Origin of the sequence: Marinobacter mobilis (assembly GCF_900106945.1) — a bacterium.
GTDB classification, from domain to species: Bacteria; Pseudomonadota; Gammaproteobacteria; order Pseudomonadales; family Oleiphilaceae; genus Marinobacter; species Marinobacter mobilis.
In genome coordinates this window covers 126,179-142,726 of sequence record NZ_FNNE01000009.1, presented here as the reverse complement: position 1 = coordinate 142,726, position 16,548 = coordinate 126,179, and the positions used below count along the sequence as shown (strand labels likewise).

Annotated in this window: 14 protein-coding genes and 1 tRNA gene; 9 read left to right on the top strand and 6 right to left on the bottom strand. The window is 56.0% G+C overall.

Annotation, left to right across the window (positions count from 1 at the left end; genetic code table 11):
- Window positions 1–135 precede the first annotated feature (135 nt).
- Both BLV11_RS14565 and BLV11_RS14560 read right to left on the bottom strand, forming a co-directional pair.
- Window positions 136–1,038 (bottom strand): TIGR01777 family oxidoreductase, encoded by a 903-nt coding sequence (locus BLV11_RS14565; RefSeq protein WP_091816078.1) that lies wholly within the window; start codon window positions 1,036–1,038, stop codon window positions 136–138.
- 2 nt (window positions 1,039–1,040) lie between these two features.
- A complete protein-coding gene (locus BLV11_RS14560; RefSeq protein ID WP_091816074.1) occupies window positions 1,041–1,409 on the bottom strand; it encodes a sirohydrochlorin chelatase in 369 nt (122 codons plus the stop codon).
- Window positions 1,410–1,513: 104 nt separating this feature from the next.
- Between BLV11_RS14560 and BLV11_RS14555 the strand changes: the two genes are divergently transcribed.
- From BLV11_RS14555 to BLV11_RS14530, 6 genes are all read left to right on the top strand, one after another.
- Window positions 1,514–2,119: a DUF924 family protein gene (locus BLV11_RS14555; RefSeq protein WP_091816071.1), complete on the top strand. Its 606-nt coding sequence runs from the start codon at window positions 1,514–1,516 to the stop codon at window positions 2,117–2,119.
- Between the two features lie 106 nt (window positions 2,120–2,225).
- Complete coding sequence (locus tag BLV11_RS14550; RefSeq protein ID WP_091816067.1) at window positions 2,226–2,990, top strand: TetR/AcrR family transcriptional regulator; 765 nt, start codon at window positions 2,226–2,228, stop codon at window positions 2,988–2,990.
- Between the two features lie 111 nt (window positions 2,991–3,101).
- A tRNA-Gly gene (locus BLV11_RS14545) sits at window positions 3,102–3,177 on the top strand.
- A 139-nt stretch (window positions 3,178–3,316) separates the two neighbouring features.
- Window positions 3,317–4,108 (top strand): MOSC domain-containing protein, encoded by a 792-nt coding sequence (locus BLV11_RS14540; RefSeq protein ID WP_091816063.1) that lies wholly within the window; start codon window positions 3,317–3,319, stop codon window positions 4,106–4,108.
- Window positions 4,109–4,121: 13 nt separating this feature from the next.
- A complete protein-coding gene (locus tag BLV11_RS14535) occupies window positions 4,122–6,032 on the top strand; it encodes an ATP-binding cassette domain-containing protein (RefSeq protein WP_091816059.1) in 1,911 nt (636 codons plus the stop codon).
- Entirely contained in the window at window positions 6,029–6,703 is a 675-nt protein-coding gene (locus BLV11_RS14530; protein WP_091816054.1) for a DUF6901 family protein, read from the top strand. Before BLV11_RS14535 ends, BLV11_RS14530 begins: the two co-directional genes overlap by 4 nt.
- 138 nt (window positions 6,704–6,841) lie before the next feature.
- Here BLV11_RS14530 and BLV11_RS14525 read toward each other — a convergent pair whose 3' ends face one another.
- Together BLV11_RS14525 and BLV11_RS14520 are read right to left on the bottom strand one after the other, a co-directional pair.
- A complete protein-coding gene (locus tag BLV11_RS14525) occupies window positions 6,842–7,273 on the bottom strand; it encodes a universal stress protein (RefSeq protein WP_091816050.1) in 432 nt (143 codons plus the stop codon).
- Window positions 7,274–7,417: 144 nt separating this feature from the next.
- Window positions 7,418–8,233 carry a hypothetical protein gene (locus tag BLV11_RS14520; protein WP_091816046.1) on the bottom strand — a complete coding sequence of 272 codons (816 nt, stop codon included), beginning with the start codon at window positions 8,231–8,233 and terminating at the stop codon, window positions 7,418–7,420.
- Between the two features lie 499 nt (window positions 8,234–8,732).
- Here BLV11_RS14520 and fadB point away from each other — a divergent pair, with 499 nt between their 5' ends.
- The 3 genes from fadB (at window position 8,733) to topA (ending at window position 14,928) form a co-directional block, all read left to right on the top strand.
- Complete coding sequence (fadB, locus tag BLV11_RS14515) at window positions 8,733–10,880, top strand: fatty acid oxidation complex subunit alpha FadB (protein WP_091816039.1); 2,148 nt, start codon at window positions 8,733–8,735, stop codon at window positions 10,878–10,880.
- A gap of 33 nt (window positions 10,881–10,913) precedes the next feature.
- Window positions 10,914–12,089 carry an acetyl-CoA C-acyltransferase FadA gene (fadA, locus tag BLV11_RS14510; RefSeq protein ID WP_091816035.1) on the top strand — a complete coding sequence of 392 codons (1,176 nt, stop codon included), beginning with the start codon at window positions 10,914–10,916 and terminating at the stop codon, window positions 12,087–12,089.
- A 205-nt stretch (window positions 12,090–12,294) separates the two neighbouring features.
- Complete coding sequence (gene topA / locus BLV11_RS14505) at window positions 12,295–14,928, top strand: type I DNA topoisomerase (protein WP_091816030.1); 2,634 nt, start codon at window positions 12,295–12,297, stop codon at window positions 14,926–14,928.
- A gap of 68 nt (window positions 14,929–14,996) precedes the next feature.
- Here the strand turns inward: topA and BLV11_RS14500 are convergent, their stop codons facing one another.
- Both BLV11_RS14500 and BLV11_RS14495 read right to left on the bottom strand, forming a co-directional pair.
- Window positions 14,997–15,410 (bottom strand): globin family protein, encoded by a 414-nt coding sequence (locus tag BLV11_RS14500; RefSeq protein ID WP_091816026.1) that lies wholly within the window; start codon window positions 15,408–15,410, stop codon window positions 14,997–14,999.
- A 204-nt stretch (window positions 15,411–15,614) separates the two neighbouring features.
- Complete coding sequence (locus tag BLV11_RS14495; RefSeq protein WP_091816023.1) at window positions 15,615–16,487, bottom strand: NAD(P)-dependent oxidoreductase; 873 nt, start codon at window positions 16,485–16,487, stop codon at window positions 15,615–15,617.
- Window positions 16,488–16,548: the final 61 nt, after the last annotated feature.

Here is a 16,548-nt window from a genome sequence, read left to right as displayed (position 1 = left end):
GCAAAAACCAGGCATGGCGCTATTCTCGTTATCAGGTCGTTGAGGGGCTGCGGAGGGCACGCACCGGAGATTACCACTCCCCGGACTCGGGGAGTGTGGCAGCGATCTCGATCTTGGTAACCCGCTATGCCTGGGTTAGCGGACTGCGCTTCTGAGGGCTGGCTCCAGATCCGTAAACTCAAATTGGAACTCGCTGTCGAGCAGACGCTCTGGATAGGCTTTTTGCCCGGTCAGCAACAGACGCGACATTTCACCGAGTGCGACTTTCAGGGCTAAGGCGGGGGCTGGCAGTATCGCAGGCCGGGAAAGTACCAGGCCAAGTGTCCGGGTGAATTCGCTGTTGGTAACGGGAGCAGGGCTCACGACATTATAGGCGCCAGCAGCCTGCTCGGTTTCCGCCATCCACAGTAACGCATTGGCTACATCGTTGCGGTGAACCCAGGGCATGTATTGCCTGCCGTTCCCGAGACGACCGCCGAGGCCCAACCGGAACGGAGGAAGCATTCGCTGCAGAAAGCCGCCGGCGGGACCAACGACCAGCCCGGTGCGGGAAAGACAGACTCGCACGCCCTGATCGGCAAGCGCAGTGGCTGCCTGCTCCCAGTCGCGACACAGCTGGTGGGTGAATTCATCGTGGGGTGGGGTATGTTCGGTGACGCGGTGGTCACCCTGGTCTCCGTAAAAGCCAACGGCGGATCCGGAAACCAGCACGGCGGGAAGGTTGGACCAACTGCTGATGCTGTGAATCAGGCGCTCAGTCAGGGCTACCCGGCTATCGCGGATCAGGCGCTTGCGAGCGGCGCTCCACCGCTTGTCAGCGATGCCTTCGCCCGCGAGGTTAAAGACGGTATCAAAGCCCTGGTGGTTGGTGAGCTGGGTAAAAGAAGACAGCGTATCCACCGGCCCGCAGAGGGTTTTGACAACTTCCGGTGGTTGCCGGCTCAGTACCGTGAGCTGGTAGCCGTTCTTATGAAGTACCCGGCAGAGTTTCTGGCCGATGAAGCCAGTGCCGCCGGTAATAAACGCCGTTTTAGCCATGGTCAGGCCTCCAGGGTGTCCTCCACAACGGCTCTGATAGCCAGACCCAGATGCGGATTCTCTCCGATTGGCGGTGATAGATTAATAGTAGCGCTGTATGTCTTCTCAAGCGACCGGATCATGTCCGGAACGTCCTTGCGAAGGTGTCGGCCGGCGGCGAGAAACAGAGGGACCACCACGAATTCACGGCAACCGAGTGCCACAGATTCTGCCACAATCTGTTCAAGGGATGGCTCGCACAGTTCCATATAGGCGATGACCGAGTCGGCAACGCTTTCCAGGGTGGGGGCAGCCAGTGCTTCAAAGGTCTGTCGCCAGTTGTCATCACTGCTGCCGTGTGCCAGTAATACGGTTTTTCGAGACATTGTCATGAAGACTCCGATATTGCGGTAGGCAGACCACAGTCTACAGCTCTCACGAGCGGCTTGACTACAGGTTTGGGGTGAAGGGGAGTAGGGGAAGTAACGGAGGTTGCATGCTTGATTGGCCAGATATACTGGATTTCTGGTTTGGTCCACTGGACGAAGAGGGTATTCCCGATGATTTTCATCGTGGTCGCTGGTTTCATTCAACCCGGAAATTTGACCAGGAAATTCGCCGGCGTTTCCTGTCGCTGGTGGTGGTTGCCGGCGAGGATGGTCTGCTGCACTGGCGTCATACGGGCGCTGGTCGGCTGGCAGAAATTCTGCTGCTTGATCAGTTTACCCGGAATATCCACCGGGGCGGTGCGCTGGCGTTCTCCAATGACCGGTTGTGCCTGCAGCTGTGCAAAGAGGGTCTGAAGGTCGGAGCTGACACCGTTCTGCCTGGCGTGCAGCGGTGTTTCTTCTATCTTCCGCTGCAGCATTCCGAGCGGATCGGAGATCAGGAGTTGGGCGTCGAGTTGTATCAGCAGCTCGTCGCGATGGAGCGAGGTGATCTGGCGCCTTTGCTGGAGGGGTTTCTGGCATCCGCCCGGGATCATCGAGACGTTATTCGTCGATTTGGGCGTTTCCCTCATCGGAACCGTGTTCTGGGTCGGCTGTCCACAGAGGAAGAGCGGGATTACTTGGGGGCCACGGGCAAACGTTTTGGCCAATGATTCAAAAGGTGACGAGTTTTGTCATTTTGAAACTGGGTAACTGATTTTTCCGGCCGTTGGCGCCATAATGTACAAAATCTACGGACACCTAACGTGGGTAAGTGAAATGACAGATGTAAGGAACGAAGACCGAGCTGATCTTCTGGACCAGTGGGAGTCCGAAGACGGATCGCAGTCCGTTCAGTACAGCGGGCGAAAGGCCTTCCGTGCCAAGAGCGAGCAGCGTCGGCTGCAGATTCTTGAGGCGACACTGAGAATTGCCGTCAAGGATGGCATAAGGGCGATTAAGCACCGATCGGTTGCCAAAGAGGCGGGAGTGCCGCTGGCCTCGACCACGTATTACTTCAAGGACATCAACGAGCTGATCAATGATGCCTTTATCCTGTTCGCGGAAAAGTCCCAGGAAGGTATCGATCATTTTTACGCCATGATCAACATGGTGCTTGATGGTACTCCTCCAGAGGCCATGAAGCGTGGCGGCCCCGGCCGGGAGGCGTTGGTTCACCGCCTTGCCAGCATCGTATCGGCTCATCTTTCGGAACAGTTGATGAATCGTCGTGATGCGGTTCTGGCTGAACATGTGTTCCTGATGGAGGCGTTGAGGGATCCTGCGTTGTCCGTACTGGCACGGCAGTATCATGCGTCCTGGGTAACTGGCCTGGAGCGCATGCTGGAGCGGCTGGATTCGCAGTTTCCATTGCAGGATGCGAATATGCTTGTCAGTGTTGGGCTCGGTCTGGGGTATGACGGGTTGCTGTACCAGGATGACTTTGAGGCTCGGATGCTGACCGATAGCGCGGAGCGCTTGCTGGGCTTTGTGATGGGGCTGCCGCAGTGCCCGGAAACCTGTCCGGGACGACAGCAGGGGTAAATATTTTTAAAAAAGTGGTGCGGAGGTGTTGCACATACCAAAAGTGCTCCGTATAATCCGCATCCGTTGTCGCAATGAGCCCACGTAATAGGCTGACGCGACAGGCAAAATGCGGGAATAGCTCAGTTGGTAGAGCACAACCTTGCCAAGGTTGGGGTCGCGAGTTCGAATCTCGTTTCCCGCTCCAAATTCCAGAAAAAACCCAGCCCAGTGGCTGGGTTTTTTCGTTTTCGGACGGCTCATTCATTTCGTTCGGATTCCGCTTCGTTATATCCTCGCTTTCATTGTCTGACGTTAAATCTGAACGCTCACAGGGAGTTGGTCCAATGCAGATCCAGTCGTTGTTCATCTATCCGGTCAAGTCGCTCAGGGGCATTGCGGTGGATACCATGCAGCTGGATGACTTTGGACCACGGGCGGACCGGCGCTGGATGCTCGTCGATTCGGTGAACGGCTTTGTAACCCAGAGAACTCACCCGACGCTGGCCAATATCGGGCTGGAAATGTCGGCCAGTGGCGAGCTGGAGATTGCCGTGCCTGGCTCCGCTCCTGAAGTGCTCAGGCCGGGCACCGTCGAAGTTCGGGTTCGGGTCTGGCAGGACTGGGTTGTCGCCCTTGAGGCCGAGCAGGGGGCTTCTCAGCGAGTCAGCGACTACCTGGGGCAAGAGGTCCGGTTTGTTTATATGCCGGAGACGACGTTTCGTCGCGTCGATACCAGGCGTGTGTTCGAGGAGCGTCGCGTCGGCTTTGCTGATGGCTTTCCGTTTCTTATCGTCAGCGAGGCGTCGCTGAATGATCTCAATGCCCGGCTTGAGGAATCGGTGGATATTCGTCGGTTTCGCCCCAATATCGTAGTGTCCGGTGCGGAGCCGTGGCAGGAAGACCGCTGGGCCGAGTTGCAGGTCGGTGGGCTTCTGTTCCGCCTGGTCAAGCCGTGTTCCCGTTGTGTGATGACTACGGTCAACCCGGATACGGGTGCCAAGGCTGGCAATCTCGAGCCGCTGCGGACACTCGGACATTTTCGCCGGACACCCGATGGGGTGATGTTCGGAATGAATGCTGTTCACAATGGTGAGCCCGGGCAGATTGCCGTTGGCGACCCAATCACGATTATTTAAGGAGTACGGACCCATGCCGCTGTTGATTCTTGATGAGGTGTCCCTGGCCTATGGGATGCATCCATTGCTGGACGGGGCGTCGCTCTCGGTGGACGCCGGCGAGCGGGTCTGTCTGCTTGGGCGCAACGGCGAAGGGAAGTCCACTTTGCTCAAGATCGTCAATGGCGATGTGACGCCGGACGGAGGGCGCGTCAAGCTGGAGGCCGGAGCCCGGCTTGCGGTACTGCCGCAGAATCTGCCCACCGGTGACGAGCGGACAGCTTACGATGTTGTGGCCAGTGCCTTTCGGGAAGCGGGTGAATTGCTGGCGGAATTTCATGCCCTCTCCCAGCAGGCTGATGAGGCGAGTCTGGACCGGATGACCAAGGTACAGGAACGGCTGGAGGCTCTTGATGGCTGGCGACTCGATCAGAAGGTCAATGCGATTCTCAAGCAGTATCAGGTAAACCCGGATGCCCGTCTCAATACATTGTCGGGCGGTTGGCAGCGCCGTGTTCTGCTGGCCGCAGCGCTGGTTTCAGAGCCCGATATCCTGTTACTTGATGAGCCAACCAACCATCTTGATGTTCCGGCGATCAGCTGGCTTGAGGACACCTTGTCGCAGTTCCGCGGGGCCATCCTGTTTGTCAGCCACGACCGGGCCTTTATCCGGCGAATGGCAACTCGTGTGGTTGAGCTTGACCGGGGACAGCTCGTCAGTTTTGCTGCGACGTATGATCGCTACCTTGATCTCAAGGAAAAGGCTCTTGAGGAAGAGGAGCGGCAGAATGCGCTGTTCGACAAGCGCCTCAAGCAGGAAGAGGCCTGGATTCGTCAGGGCATTAAAGCTCGGCGTACCCGCAATATGGGGCGTGTACGGGCGCTCAAGGCCATGCGCGAAGAGCGTCGCTTACGTCGTGACCGAGGGGGTAATGCCTCATTTGTAGTCGAGGATGCCGCCCGCTCAGGCCGGTTGGTGGTCGAAGCCCGGGGAGCAGGGTTTGCCTATCCCGATGGTAAGCGCGTGATTGAGGATATGAATCTGGTCATCATGCGAGGCGACAAGATTGGCCTTATCGGAGAAAACGGCACCGGTAAAACCACCCTGGTGCGTCTCCTGCTGGGAGAATTGCAGCCAACCGAAGGACAGATTCGCCTGGGGACGAACCGGGAAGTGGCGTATTTCGATCAGCTGCGGGGTGAGCTGGAGCTGTCAAAAACCGCGTTGGACAACCTCGCTGAAGGTCGGGAATACATTGAGATTAATGGTCAGCAGAAACATGTCCTCGGATACCTGCAGGAATTCCTGTTCAGTCCGGAGCGGGCGAGGTCGCCGGTCAGTGTCTTTTCCGGTGGTGAGCGAGCGCGTCTGATGCTGGCAAAACTGTTCAGCAAGCCGGCCAATATTCTGGTTCTCGACGAACCCACCAATGACCTGGACGTTGAAACTCTTGAATTGCTGGAATCCCAGTTGGTGCAATTCTCCGGGACGGTACTGGTTATCAGTCATGACCGGGAATTTCTGGATAATGTGGTCTCCGATACTCTGGCGCTGGATGGCTCCGGGGTGGTTCGCGAATATGTCGGTGGTTACACAGATTGGCGTCGTCAGGGCGGGCGTTTCAGTGCGGAGCTGGAAGAGGCCAGCCCTGTACCCGTGAAAAAAACCGAAGCGCCAAAGCCGGCGAAGGCCGAGCCGGCGCTCAGGCCGAAGCCTGCAAAACTCAGTTACAAGTTAAAGCTTGAATTGGAGCAGTTGCCAGGCAAGATTAGTGAGCTGGAAGGGGCGGTTGAAGCCTTGCAGCAGGAAATCGGTGACCCCGAATTCTATACCCGCCCTCAACCGGAAGTGGCGCAAAAGCTGGAGCAGCTTGCGGATACCGAACATCAGCTGGAGTCGACAATCGAACGATGGATGGAATTGGAAGAGCTGGGAAACCCATGAACGTAGGCTATGAATTTGCGCTTGAAGATGGTCGCCGAATTGCGTTTAAGGTTACGGATCAGCCCTCGGGTCATTCGGAAGCGCTACCAGCCTGGACACGGCTGGAGAACTGCCAGTGCTCGAATTGCCCGCTAAGGGCTTCTGATTCAGTCAGTTGTCCGGCGGGGGTTGCCATGCTGCCGGTGGTTGACGCGTTTCAGGCTGAAGATGCATACCAGAACGTTGAAGTCACGGTTACCGACGAGCATCGAAGCTACGTTAAAAAAACCACCCTGGAGGAAGCCCTGCGCTCACTGCTGGGTTTGAAAATGGCAACCAGTGGTTGCCCTGTGCTGTCAGAACTGAAGTCCATGGCGGTTCATCATCTGCCTTTTGCTTCCTCCGATGAATTCATCATGCGCAGTGTGTCCCATTACCTGTTAGAGCAGTATTTTGAGATGCGTCACGGCAAGGATCCTGACTGGATGCTGAAAGGGCTGGTAGAGCGAAATCAACGGCTTCAACTGGTGAATCAGGCGTTGTGGCAGCGCATCCACTCGGTCTGCCGCGGCGACAGTAACCTGAAAGCCTTGCTGAACTTCTTTTCGATGGCATCCAGTGTCAGCGTGTCCCTTGAGAGTCAGTTACGGAAGCTGGAAGCGCGGATTCTGAACGACCAGCCAACATTCTGACGTCCTGAATGTCGGTAGAAAGGCTGCCGGTCAGCGGGAAGGAAGGGCTGGGTGTGCCTGCGCTGCCTGGTCGGGGCAGTCGTGTAACCAAGGTAGTGTCAGCAGGCGCCGAAAGGCGCCTGGTCTCAGGGTTGGCGGTTAGCTGATGCGAACGGCCAGCACATCACATTTTGCCCCGTGCAGCACGCCATTGGCGGTGGATCCAAGCAGAAGCTGGATACCGCTGCGGCCATGGCTGCCAACCACGATAAGGTCAACCCCCCGGTCTTCCTGGAGGCGATGAATTTCGGATTCAGGGCGGCCAACCGTAACGACCTGATTTTCAGTGCTCACCCCGTGGCTGGCTCCGTAGTTTGCCAGTTGCTCCTTTGCGGCAGCATCGAGCTGATCCTGCAGCTCAGTCAGGTCCATGGGTATATCCCCGCCGTAGGCGTAACCCACGGGTTCTACGACATGTGCCAGCACGAGCTCGGCGCCGTGCACTTTGGCGATCTCAGCGGCTTTGTTGATCACTTGGGGTGCTTCTTCGGTCAGATCAATGGCGGCCAGGATCTTTTTGTAACTCGACATCACGAACTCCTTTCTGTTTGTGCCCGAAGGTGGGTGGTCTATGGCTTAACTGTAAGACAGAAAACCGGATAGGTCACTGACGGGCATCAATATTCATCAGAGGGGGTGTGCCGGCAGCGGAGGCTGCCGGGTGGGGAGCAATGCTCAGGCGCTTTGCTGCAGCAGATCGATGGTCGTCGCCAGATCTTCGAGGATGCCCTTGGAGTAGCGGTCAATCACAAACGACACATTGTTCTCGTTGTAATTGATGTAAGAGTTCTTGATAAAGCTCCATTTGGACTTGATCCCCTCAAGCGTTGTTTTGAGGGGGCCGCTGTTCGGTCCGGCGCTCAACTGGCCCAGAAGGTTTTCGAATTGCTGTGCTTTCTGGTCAAGGGGAGTGTCGTCGCTGGAGCCCTGAAAGGTTTGTGAGACAGACATGTTGGAGCGAACGGAATACTTCGCCATCATCTGGGCCATGGTGACGGAGGCCAGTCGAGCAGCCTCAACCTTGTCATTACTGGAAACCTGGCTGCTTTCCAGGGCCTCGTTGTACATGTCGGAGGCGCGGTTATTCAAAATGGCGGCCTGATCGGCCATTTCGGACACCAGGCGCAGGTCGGGGTATCCGCTCTGGCGAACGTCATTGATGTTGAGGCGAACCAGGTTCTTGAACTTATCAAACTCCTGATTGAGGTTCTCGATTTCGCTGGCTGCAAGAACCTCGGCGGTGCTATCAGACACGGTGCTCATCGAAGTGTTTGCGCTGTTGATGGCGGTAACGATCTCGTTCAGGGCATCGGTATTGCCGTCAACCGTAAACCGGTAGTAGGCGTCCAGTGCGACAAAGTTGTTGACGCGGAATTCGTGAAGATTGCTGAGAAAGTCAGCGGCTTCATCCGCCTTGGCGGCAAAGGAGAATGTAAACAGTAGGGAGAGAGCCAGGGAAATGGCCTTTGCCCGGATGTGAAGGTCTTTCATCGGATCAATGCTCCGTTTCTTATTCGATTTTATTATTGTTGCCAGGTGAAGTCCTGTCGCCCACCTCGTCTATCATACGAAGGTGAATCCGATTCCTTGGGTGGGGTTCGCACTCGACGTTAATGTAACTAAGCCCGCCAATCAAGGGCTTTTCCCGGCTGGAGCCGGTTTAAATGTAACGAATTTTTGCCGGTACGTAGCCAAGTTTCAGCGCTTTGTCAGAACTTATCTTTAATAACTTGAAATACAAGAAAACTCTATCCAATTTTTGAGGTATCAGCCATACCTGGGGTGTTTCTTTTGGGACGTAGTGCCCAGAAACAAATTGACAAACGGGCGGATTTTTTTCATCGTGTGACCCTCACGATTCAAACGACTGTATGAATTTTTGAATCGGTTGATCGGGCAGTGACCAAAATCTCGCTGCACAAACAACAGGACGGTACATGTCGAACCGGCCTGCTGGAAGCAGTTCCAAACACAGACTGGAGATCAGTTGATGATTTACGAAGGTAAAGCCATCACGGTTAAAGAGATCGAAGGCGGGATCGCTCAGTTGAACTTTGACTTGCAAGGCGAGTCAGTCAACAAGTTCAATCGTCTTACCATTGAAGAGCTCCGCGCCGCGACCGACAAACTCAAGGAACAGAAAGGTCTGAAGGGTCTGGTTGTCACCAGCTCCAAAGACGCGTTCATTGTCGGCGCCGATATCACCGAATTTACCGAGATGTTTGCAGGCTCAGAAGAAGATCTGGTTGCAAACAACCTCAAAGCCAACGAAGTATTCAACGCCGTTGAAGACCTGCCGTTCCCGACCGTTACTGCCATCAATGGCATGGCTCTGGGTGGTGGTTTTGAAATGTGTCTGGCGACTGATTACCGCGTTATGGACAGCAAGGCCAAAGTTGGTCTGCCGGAAGTCAAGCTGGGTATCTTCCCGGGCTTCGGCGGTACCGTGCGTCTGTCCCGTCTGGTCGGTGTTGATAACGCAGTTGAGTGGATCTGTGGCGGCACCGAGAACCGTGCCGATGCAGCCCTGAAGGTCGGCGCTGTCGATGCAGTGGTTGATTCCGGTAATCTTGTTAATGCCGCTGTTGCCATCATCAACCAGTGCAACGAAGGCAAGCTGGACAACCTGGCGCGCCGCGAAGAGAAGAAGGGCAAGATCAAGCTGAATGCCATGGAAAGCATGATGGCGTTCGAGATCTCCAAGGCGTTCGTTGCCGGCAAAGCTGGCAGGAACTACCCGGCACCGGTTGAAGCGATCAAGGTTATGCAGAAGCATGCAGGCCTGACCCGCGACAAGGCGATCGAAGTCGAAGCCAAGGGCTTCGCCAAGATGGCCAAGACCAATGTGGCTGCCTGCCTGGTTGGCCTGTTCCTGAATGATCAGGAGCTCAAGAAGAAGGCCAAGGCATGGGAAAAGGAAGCCAGTGAAGTCAAACTGGCCGCCGTTCTGGGTGCAGGCATTATGGGTGGTGGCGTAGCCTACCAGTCAGCCCTGAAAGGCACTCCGATCATCATGAAGGACATCAACCAGGCCGGTATCGACCTGGGCCTGAAAGAAGCTAAGACTCTGCTGACCAAGCGCGTAAGCCGCGGCAAGATGAAAGCTGACAAGATGGCTGACGTTCTGAACAGCATCACTCCGGCCCTGAACTACGGCGATTTCAAGAACGTGGATCTGGTGGTTGAAGCGGTTGTCGAAAACCCGAAGGTCAAAGACATCGTTCTGCGTGAGACTGAAGACCAGGTTCGCGAAGACGCCATCCTGACATCCAACACGTCCACGATTTCCATCAACCTTCTGGCCAAAAACCTGAAGCGTCCGGAAAACTTCTGTGGCATGCACTTCTTCAATCCGGTGCACATGATGCCGCTGGTTGAGGTTATCCGCGGTGAGAAGACCAGCGATCGCGCTATCGCGACCACTGTGGCTTACGCCAAGGCTATGGGTAAGACGCCGATCGTCGTCAACGACTGCCCGGGCTTCTTGGTTAACCGTGTACTGTTCCCGTACTTCGGCGGATTTGCCGGTCTCGTACGTGACGGTGCTGACTTCCAGAAAGTCGACAAAGCCATGGAGAAGTTTGGCTGGCCGATGGGTCCTGCCTACCTGCTCGACGTCGTTGGCATGGACACTGCCAAGCACGCCAATGAAGTGATGGCTGAAGGCTTCCCGGACCGGATGAAGGACGAGAACAAGAGCGCCATCGATGTCATGTTCGAGAACGACCGTTACGGTCAGAAGAACGACAAGGGCTTCTACAAGTACGAGCTGGACCGCAAGGGCAAGAAGAAGAAGGTTGTCGATGAAGACACCTACAAGCTGATCGCGCCTGTGGTTCAGGGCCAGAAGGACTTCGACGAGGAAGAAATCGTTGCTCGTATGATGATCCCGCTGTGCCTGGAAACCGTTCGCTGCCTGGAAGACGGCATTGTTGAGGCTGCAGCTGACGCTGACATGGGTCTGATCTTCGGTATCGGTTTCCCGCCGTTCCGTGGTGGTGCCCTGCGTTACATCGACGACATGGGTGTAGACAAGTTCGTCGAGCTGGCAGACAAGTACGCAGATCTGGGTCCGCTGTATCACCCGACCGAGAAGCTGCGTGAAATGGCCAAGAATGGCAAAAAGTTCTTTGGCTAACCCTGAACGAGATTTCCGAACGGAGAAAGATCTATGAGCCTTAATCCGAGAGACGTTGTCGTCGTCGATTGCGTACGGACTCCGATGGGTCGTGCCAAGAACGGCTGTTTCCGCAACGTACGTGCAGAAACACTGTCGGCCGCGCTGATTGACGCACTGTTTGAGCGTAACCCTGAGCTCAATCCGAAAGAAGTTGAAGATGTGATCTGGGGTTGTGTAAACCAGACCAAGGAACAGGGCTTCAACGTTGCACGCCAGATTTCACTGCTGACCCAGATTCCACACGAATCTGCGGCGCAGACCGTGAACCGTCTGTGTGGCTCCGCCATGACTGCAATTCACACCGCAGCCCAGGCAATCATGACTGGCAACGGTGACGTATTTGTGGTCGGTGGTGTTGAGCACATGGGACACGTGCCCATGACTGAAGGCTTCGACCACAACCCTGCGGCATCCAAGTACACTGCCAAGGCTTCCAATATGATGGGCCTGACCGCAGAAATGCTGGCCAAGATGCACGGTATTACCCGTGAGCAGCAGGATGAGTTCGGCGCCCGTTCACACCGTCTGGCTCACGAGGCCACGTTGGAAGGTCGCTTCAAGAATGAAATCGTGCCTATCGAGGGTCACGACGAGAATGGCTTCAAGAAGCTGATCGAAGAAGACGAGACCATCCGTCCTGAGACCACTGCTGAGTCCCTGGGCCAGCTGCGTCCGGCTTTTGATCCGAAGAACGGTACTGTGACCGCTGGTACTTCCTCACAGCTCACCGACGGCGCTGCAGCCATGCTGCTGATGTCCGCTGAGCGTGCAGAAGCGCTGGGGCTGAAGCCGCGTGCCCGTATCGTGAGCATGGCGGTCGCTGGTTGCGATCCCGCGATCATGGGTTACGGCCCGGTTCCGGCGACCAAGAAGGCGCTGAAGCGTGCAGGCCTGAAAGTTGAAGATATCGACTTCTGGGAACTGAACGAAGCGTTTGCAGGTCAGTCCCTGCCGGTCATCAAGGACCTGAAGCTGACGGCTGTGATGAACGAAAAAGTTAACCTGAACGGCGGCGCGATTGCTCTTGGCCATCCGCTGGGTTGTTCCGGTGCCCGAATTTCCACTACGTTGGTTAACGTACTGGAAGCCAAAGGCGGTAAGTATGGTGTTTCCACCATGTGTATCGGCCTTGGTCAGGGTATTGCAACCGTATGGGAACGTCTCTGATACTTGTCAGACACGCGACCAGAAAAAGCCCGGCATTGCCGGGCTTTTTTTGTTTAATGGGTTGTGTTGGATTTCTTGACCCTGTAAAACAGAGCCTCTATATAAAGAGGCGACTAAGATGTGTTTAGTAGTCGCCTGATTTTCCAGCAAGTTTATGATGTGCTGAATATTCGAACGATTTTCGTCAAGGATACAGAACTCCGATATGGGTAAAAGTCTCGTCATAGTCGAGTCGCCAGCGAAAGCGAAGACCATCAACAAATATCTGGGCTCCGATTACATTGTGAAGTCCAGTGTCGGCCATATTCGTGATCTTCCGGTCAGTGGTAGTGGCTCGCAAAGCGACCCCAAGGAACGTGCCAAGCAGGCGGCTCTGACCCGCAAGATGAGCCCTGACGAAAAGGCTGCGTACAAAAAACGCAAAGCCAGGGAGCAATTGGTTGCGCGTATGGGGGTAGACCCGGACCACAACTGGCAGGCCCGTTACGAGGTGCTCCCGGGCAAGGAAAAGGTGGTCAACGAACTCAAGCGTCTGGCCAAATCCGCCGACCACATCTATCTGGCGACGGATTTGGATCGCGAGGGAGAGGCGATCGCCTGGCATCTGCAGGAGACCATCGGTGGCGAGCCGGAAAAGTATCGCCGCGTTGTGTTCAACGAGATCACCAAGCGCGCGATTCAGGCGGCGTTTGAAGAACCGGGGACCTTGGACACCAATCGGGTCAATGCCCAGCAGGCCCGCCGCTTTCTGGACCGGGTTGTGGGTTACATGGTCTCGCCGTTGCTGTGGGCGAAACTCGCCCGCGGGCTGTCAGCCGGCCGTGTGCAATCGGTGGCCGTCAGGTTGATTGTTGAGCGGGAAGGTGAAATTCGGGCCTTTGTCCCGGAAGAGTTCTGGCAGCTTCATGCCGATCTGGGTGCGAAGAATGCTGACAAGCCGGTACGCTTTGAAGTTACCCGTTACGCTGACAAGGCCTATCGGCCGGAAAATGAAAAGCAGAGCCAGGAGCATGTGCAGCGACTGGAGCAGGGCTCATTCCGGGTTGCCAAGCGTGAAGACAAGCCAACCCGGTCACGTCCCAGTGCGCCGTTTATCACTTCGACGCTGCAGCAGGCGGCCAGTAACCGTATGGGCTTTAGCGTCAAGAAAACCATGATGCTGGCTCAGCGCCTCTATGAGGCGGGCTTTATTACCTACATGCGTACCGATTCAACCAATCTGAGTCAGGACGCCGTGACCAGTTGCCGGGAATTCATAGGCAAGCAGTTTGGTGATCGCTATCTTCCCGATCAGCCGAGGGTGTATGGCAGCAAGGAGGGCGCTCAGGAGGCTCACGAGGCGATTCGGCCAACGGATGTCAAGCGAAGGGCGGCGGATATTAGTGGCCTTGAGAAGGACGCTGAGAAGCTCTATGACCTCATCTGGCGTCAGTTCGTGGCCTGCCAGATGGCTGATGCCGAATTCCTGAGCACGTCCATCGCCGTAGCTAACGGTGACTATGAGCTGCGCACCCGTGGCAGGATCATCAAGTTCGATGGTTTCCTTAAAGCTGCTCCCCAATCATCCAAGAAAGATGAAGATGTTGCGTTGCCGGATATTCAGGTGAACGAAGAGCTGACGCTCGCGAAGCTTGATCCTACTCAGCATTTCACCAAGCCTGCTCCACGTTACACCGAAGCCAGCCTGGTTAAAGAGCTTGAAAAGAAAGGGATTGGTCGGCCATCCACCTACGCATCCATTATTTCGACCATCCAGGATCGGGGTTATGTGCGGTTGCAAAATCGCCGGTTCTACTCCGAAAAGATGGGCGATATCGTTACCGAACGGCTGACTGAGTCGTTTGAAGACCTGATGAATTACGATTTCACTGCCAAGCTCGAAGAAGAGTTGGATGATATTGCCGAAGGTGAGATTGAGTGGAAGGCCGTATTGAATGGCTTCTACACCAATTTCAGCAAGCGTCTTGAAGTGGCGGGGCAGGATGGCAGCGACGGTATGCGCGGAAATACGCCGACCGAGACCGATATCCCATGCCCGTCCTGTGAGCGTCCGATGCAGATCCGGGTTGCCAGTACCGGTGTGTTTCTTGGCTGTTCCGGTTATGCCTTGCCGCCCAAAGAGCGTTGCAAAACCACGATCAACCTGGTGTCCGGTGATGAGGTGGTCAGCGCAGATGATGATGTCGAAGGGGAGGGTGAATCCCGTCTCCTCAGGATGAAGCGCCGCTGTCCGAAGTGCGGAACGGCGATGGACAGCTACCTTGTCGACGAGAAGCGTAAGCTGCACGTGTGTGGTAATAACCCTGATTGTTCGGGCTATGAGGTCGAGCAGGGCAGCTTCCGGATCAAGGGTTATGAAGGGCCGACACTGGAGTGCGACAAATGCGGCTCAGAGATGCAGCTCAAGACCGGTCGTTTTGGCAAATACTTCGGTTGTACCAATGAGGAGTGCAAGAATACCCGCAAGCTGTTGAAGAGCGGTGAGCCTGCGCCCCCTAAAATGGACCCGGTGCCGATGCCGGAGCTGCAATGTCAGAAAGTCGATGATACATACATCCTGAGAGATGGTGCGTCCGGGCTGTTCCTGGCGGCGAGCAAGTTCCCGAAAAATCGCGAAACCCGTGCGCCTCTTGTCAGCGAATTGTTGCCGCACAAGGACGAAATTGATCCGAAGTATGCTTTCCTGATGAAGGCGCCGGTCAAGGATCCAGATGGCAATCCGGCGGTTGTGCGTTATAGCCGGAAGACCAAAGAGCAGTACGTGATGAGCGAGAAGGATGGTAAGGCGAGCGGTTGGACAGCCTACTATCAGGGCGGGAAGTGGGTCCAGAATCGCTGACCCGGCGTTCCGTTCACAAAAAGCCCGGATGCATGAATGTGCTCCGGGCTTTTCGCTTTTTAGCGGTGTCAGGCGGCTGCTGAGGCTGCGTCTTTCATGGTGCCCGCCAGCAAGGTATAAGTCTTGACCCAGGCGTCTTTGCAGTCAGGGGTGAAGTCGTCGCCGAGGCCCTGCTCAAGGGTCCAGATCAAGGCGTTGCCGACCGTGTCGTAATCGCCGTCTTTCACGCCATAGTTGTTGTGGCGTTCGCCCAGACTCTGTACGGCAGGGACCAGGTCATCAAGGCGGCCGAGGCTGTTAACCGCAAGCCCGATCATTTTCATCAGTTTTTTGCCCTGTTCCTCCATGCTGCCTTTGAACAGGGGCTTCAGGGAAGGGTCCAGTTCAAACAGTTTCTGGTAGAACATGGCGGCGGCCTGGTCGGCAATCGGGGCGACTTTGGCAAAGGATTGCTGGACGAGTGCGATTTGTTGTTCGTTCATGGATAGGCTCTCTCGGGTCGGGGCAGATGGGCGTGTCGTTGGCGGCCGGTTGGTTGACCATACCTGACTAGAGTAGCGCCTTTTCCTGTAACGGTTTTCGCGTTGTGTATCGGTTGTGTATATATTTTGAGTGGTTCTTTTGTTGCCGGGGACGGCAAGGGGGGGCGTGACGCCCTGAGGCGCCACCAGAGGCACGGCCGGGGGTCAGTGCGTGCGAAGGCGCTGAATCAGCGCTGAGGTGTCCCAGCGCCGCCCTCCCATGGCCTGAACGTCGCCATAGAACTGGTCAACCAATGCGGTGACCGGAAGGCTGGAGTGGTTACGGCGGGCCTCCTCCAGGCAGATTGCGAGATCCTTGCGCATCCAGTCTACGGCAAAGCCATGTTCGAACTCGCCCTCAATCATCGTCGCTGAGCGGTTTTCCATCTGCCAGGACTGAGCGGCACCCTTGGAAATCACATCAATCACTTTGCTGACATCAAGGCCTGCGTTTTCTGCAAAGTGAATGGCTTCTGACAGGCCTTGTACAAGGCCGGCGATGGCAATCTGGTTGACCATCTTGGTTCTCTGTCCGGCACCGACCGGTCCCATGAGATTGACCGCGCGGGCGTAGCAGTCGAGCATTGGTTTGGCGGCGTTGTAGGCCTGGGTATCGCCTCCGCACATGATGGTCAGCTGGCCGTTCTCAGCCCCTTGTTGTCCGCCTGAGACCGGCGCGTCGATGAATGCCTGGCCCTTTTCTCTGGCCACGCCTGCGAGGCGCTCCGCAACGCCAGCAGACGCGGTGGTGTGGTCTACCAGTATGCAGCCTTCCGGTGCATTGGCGATGATTCCCTGTGGTCCTTCATAAACGCCGATCAGGTCCGGATCGGCGCCAACGCAGGTCATCACCACTGCTGCTCCGGCCACCGCCTGCGCAATCGATTCAGCAGCAGTGCCTGGGTATGCCTGTGCCCACTGTTGTGCCTTTGCCGGAGAACGGTTCCAAACGGATACCTGATGACCTGCTTGCGCAAGGTGTCCAGCCATCGGGAAGCCCATAACGCCCAGGCCAATGAATGCAATTTTTGTTGTCATGATCCGTCCCCTGAAAGAGCGGTGAGATAGCGGTCTGCTCCGTATGATCGCAGAAGGGGCT

What these genes read in the sequence shown, in the direction of transcription:
- BLV11_RS14565 (WP_091816078.1), bottom strand. Translation starts at nt 1,038, where the DNA reads ATGGCTAAAACGGCGTTTATTACCGGCGGCACTGGCTTCATCGGCCAG.
- BLV11_RS14560 (WP_091816074.1), bottom strand. Translation starts at nt 1,409, where the DNA reads ATGACAATGTCTCGAAAAACCGTATTACTGGCACACGGCAGCAGTGAT.
- BLV11_RS14555 (WP_091816071.1), top strand. Translation starts at nt 1,514, where the DNA reads ATGCTTGATTGGCCAGATATACTGGATTTCTGGTTTGGTCCACTGGAC.
- BLV11_RS14550 (WP_091816067.1), top strand. Translation starts at nt 2,226, where the DNA reads ATGACAGATGTAAGGAACGAAGACCGAGCTGATCTTCTGGACCAGTGG.
- BLV11_RS14540 (WP_091816063.1), top strand. Translation starts at nt 3,317, where the DNA reads ATGCAGATCCAGTCGTTGTTCATCTATCCGGTCAAGTCGCTCAGGGGC.
- BLV11_RS14535 (WP_091816059.1), top strand. Translation starts at nt 4,122, where the DNA reads ATGCCGCTGTTGATTCTTGATGAGGTGTCCCTGGCCTATGGGATGCAT.
- BLV11_RS14530 (WP_091816054.1), top strand. Translation starts at nt 6,029, where the DNA reads ATGAACGTAGGCTATGAATTTGCGCTTGAAGATGGTCGCCGAATTGCG.
- BLV11_RS14525 (WP_091816050.1), bottom strand. Translation starts at nt 7,273, where the DNA reads ATGTCGAGTTACAAAAAGATCCTGGCCGCCATTGATCTGACCGAAGAA.
- BLV11_RS14520 (WP_091816046.1), bottom strand. Translation starts at nt 8,233, where the DNA reads ATGAAAGACCTTCACATCCGGGCAAAGGCCATTTCCCTGGCTCTCTCC.
- fadB (WP_091816039.1), top strand. Translation starts at nt 8,733, where the DNA reads ATGATTTACGAAGGTAAAGCCATCACGGTTAAAGAGATCGAAGGCGGG.
- fadA (WP_091816035.1), top strand. Translation starts at nt 10,914, where the DNA reads ATGAGCCTTAATCCGAGAGACGTTGTCGTCGTCGATTGCGTACGGACT.
- topA (WP_091816030.1), top strand. Translation starts at nt 12,295, where the DNA reads ATGGGTAAAAGTCTCGTCATAGTCGAGTCGCCAGCGAAAGCGAAGACC.
- BLV11_RS14500 (WP_091816026.1), bottom strand. Translation starts at nt 15,410, where the DNA reads ATGAACGAACAACAAATCGCACTCGTCCAGCAATCCTTTGCCAAAGTC.
- BLV11_RS14495 (WP_091816023.1), bottom strand. Translation starts at nt 16,487, where the DNA reads ATGACAACAAAAATTGCATTCATTGGCCTGGGCGTTATGGGCTTCCCG.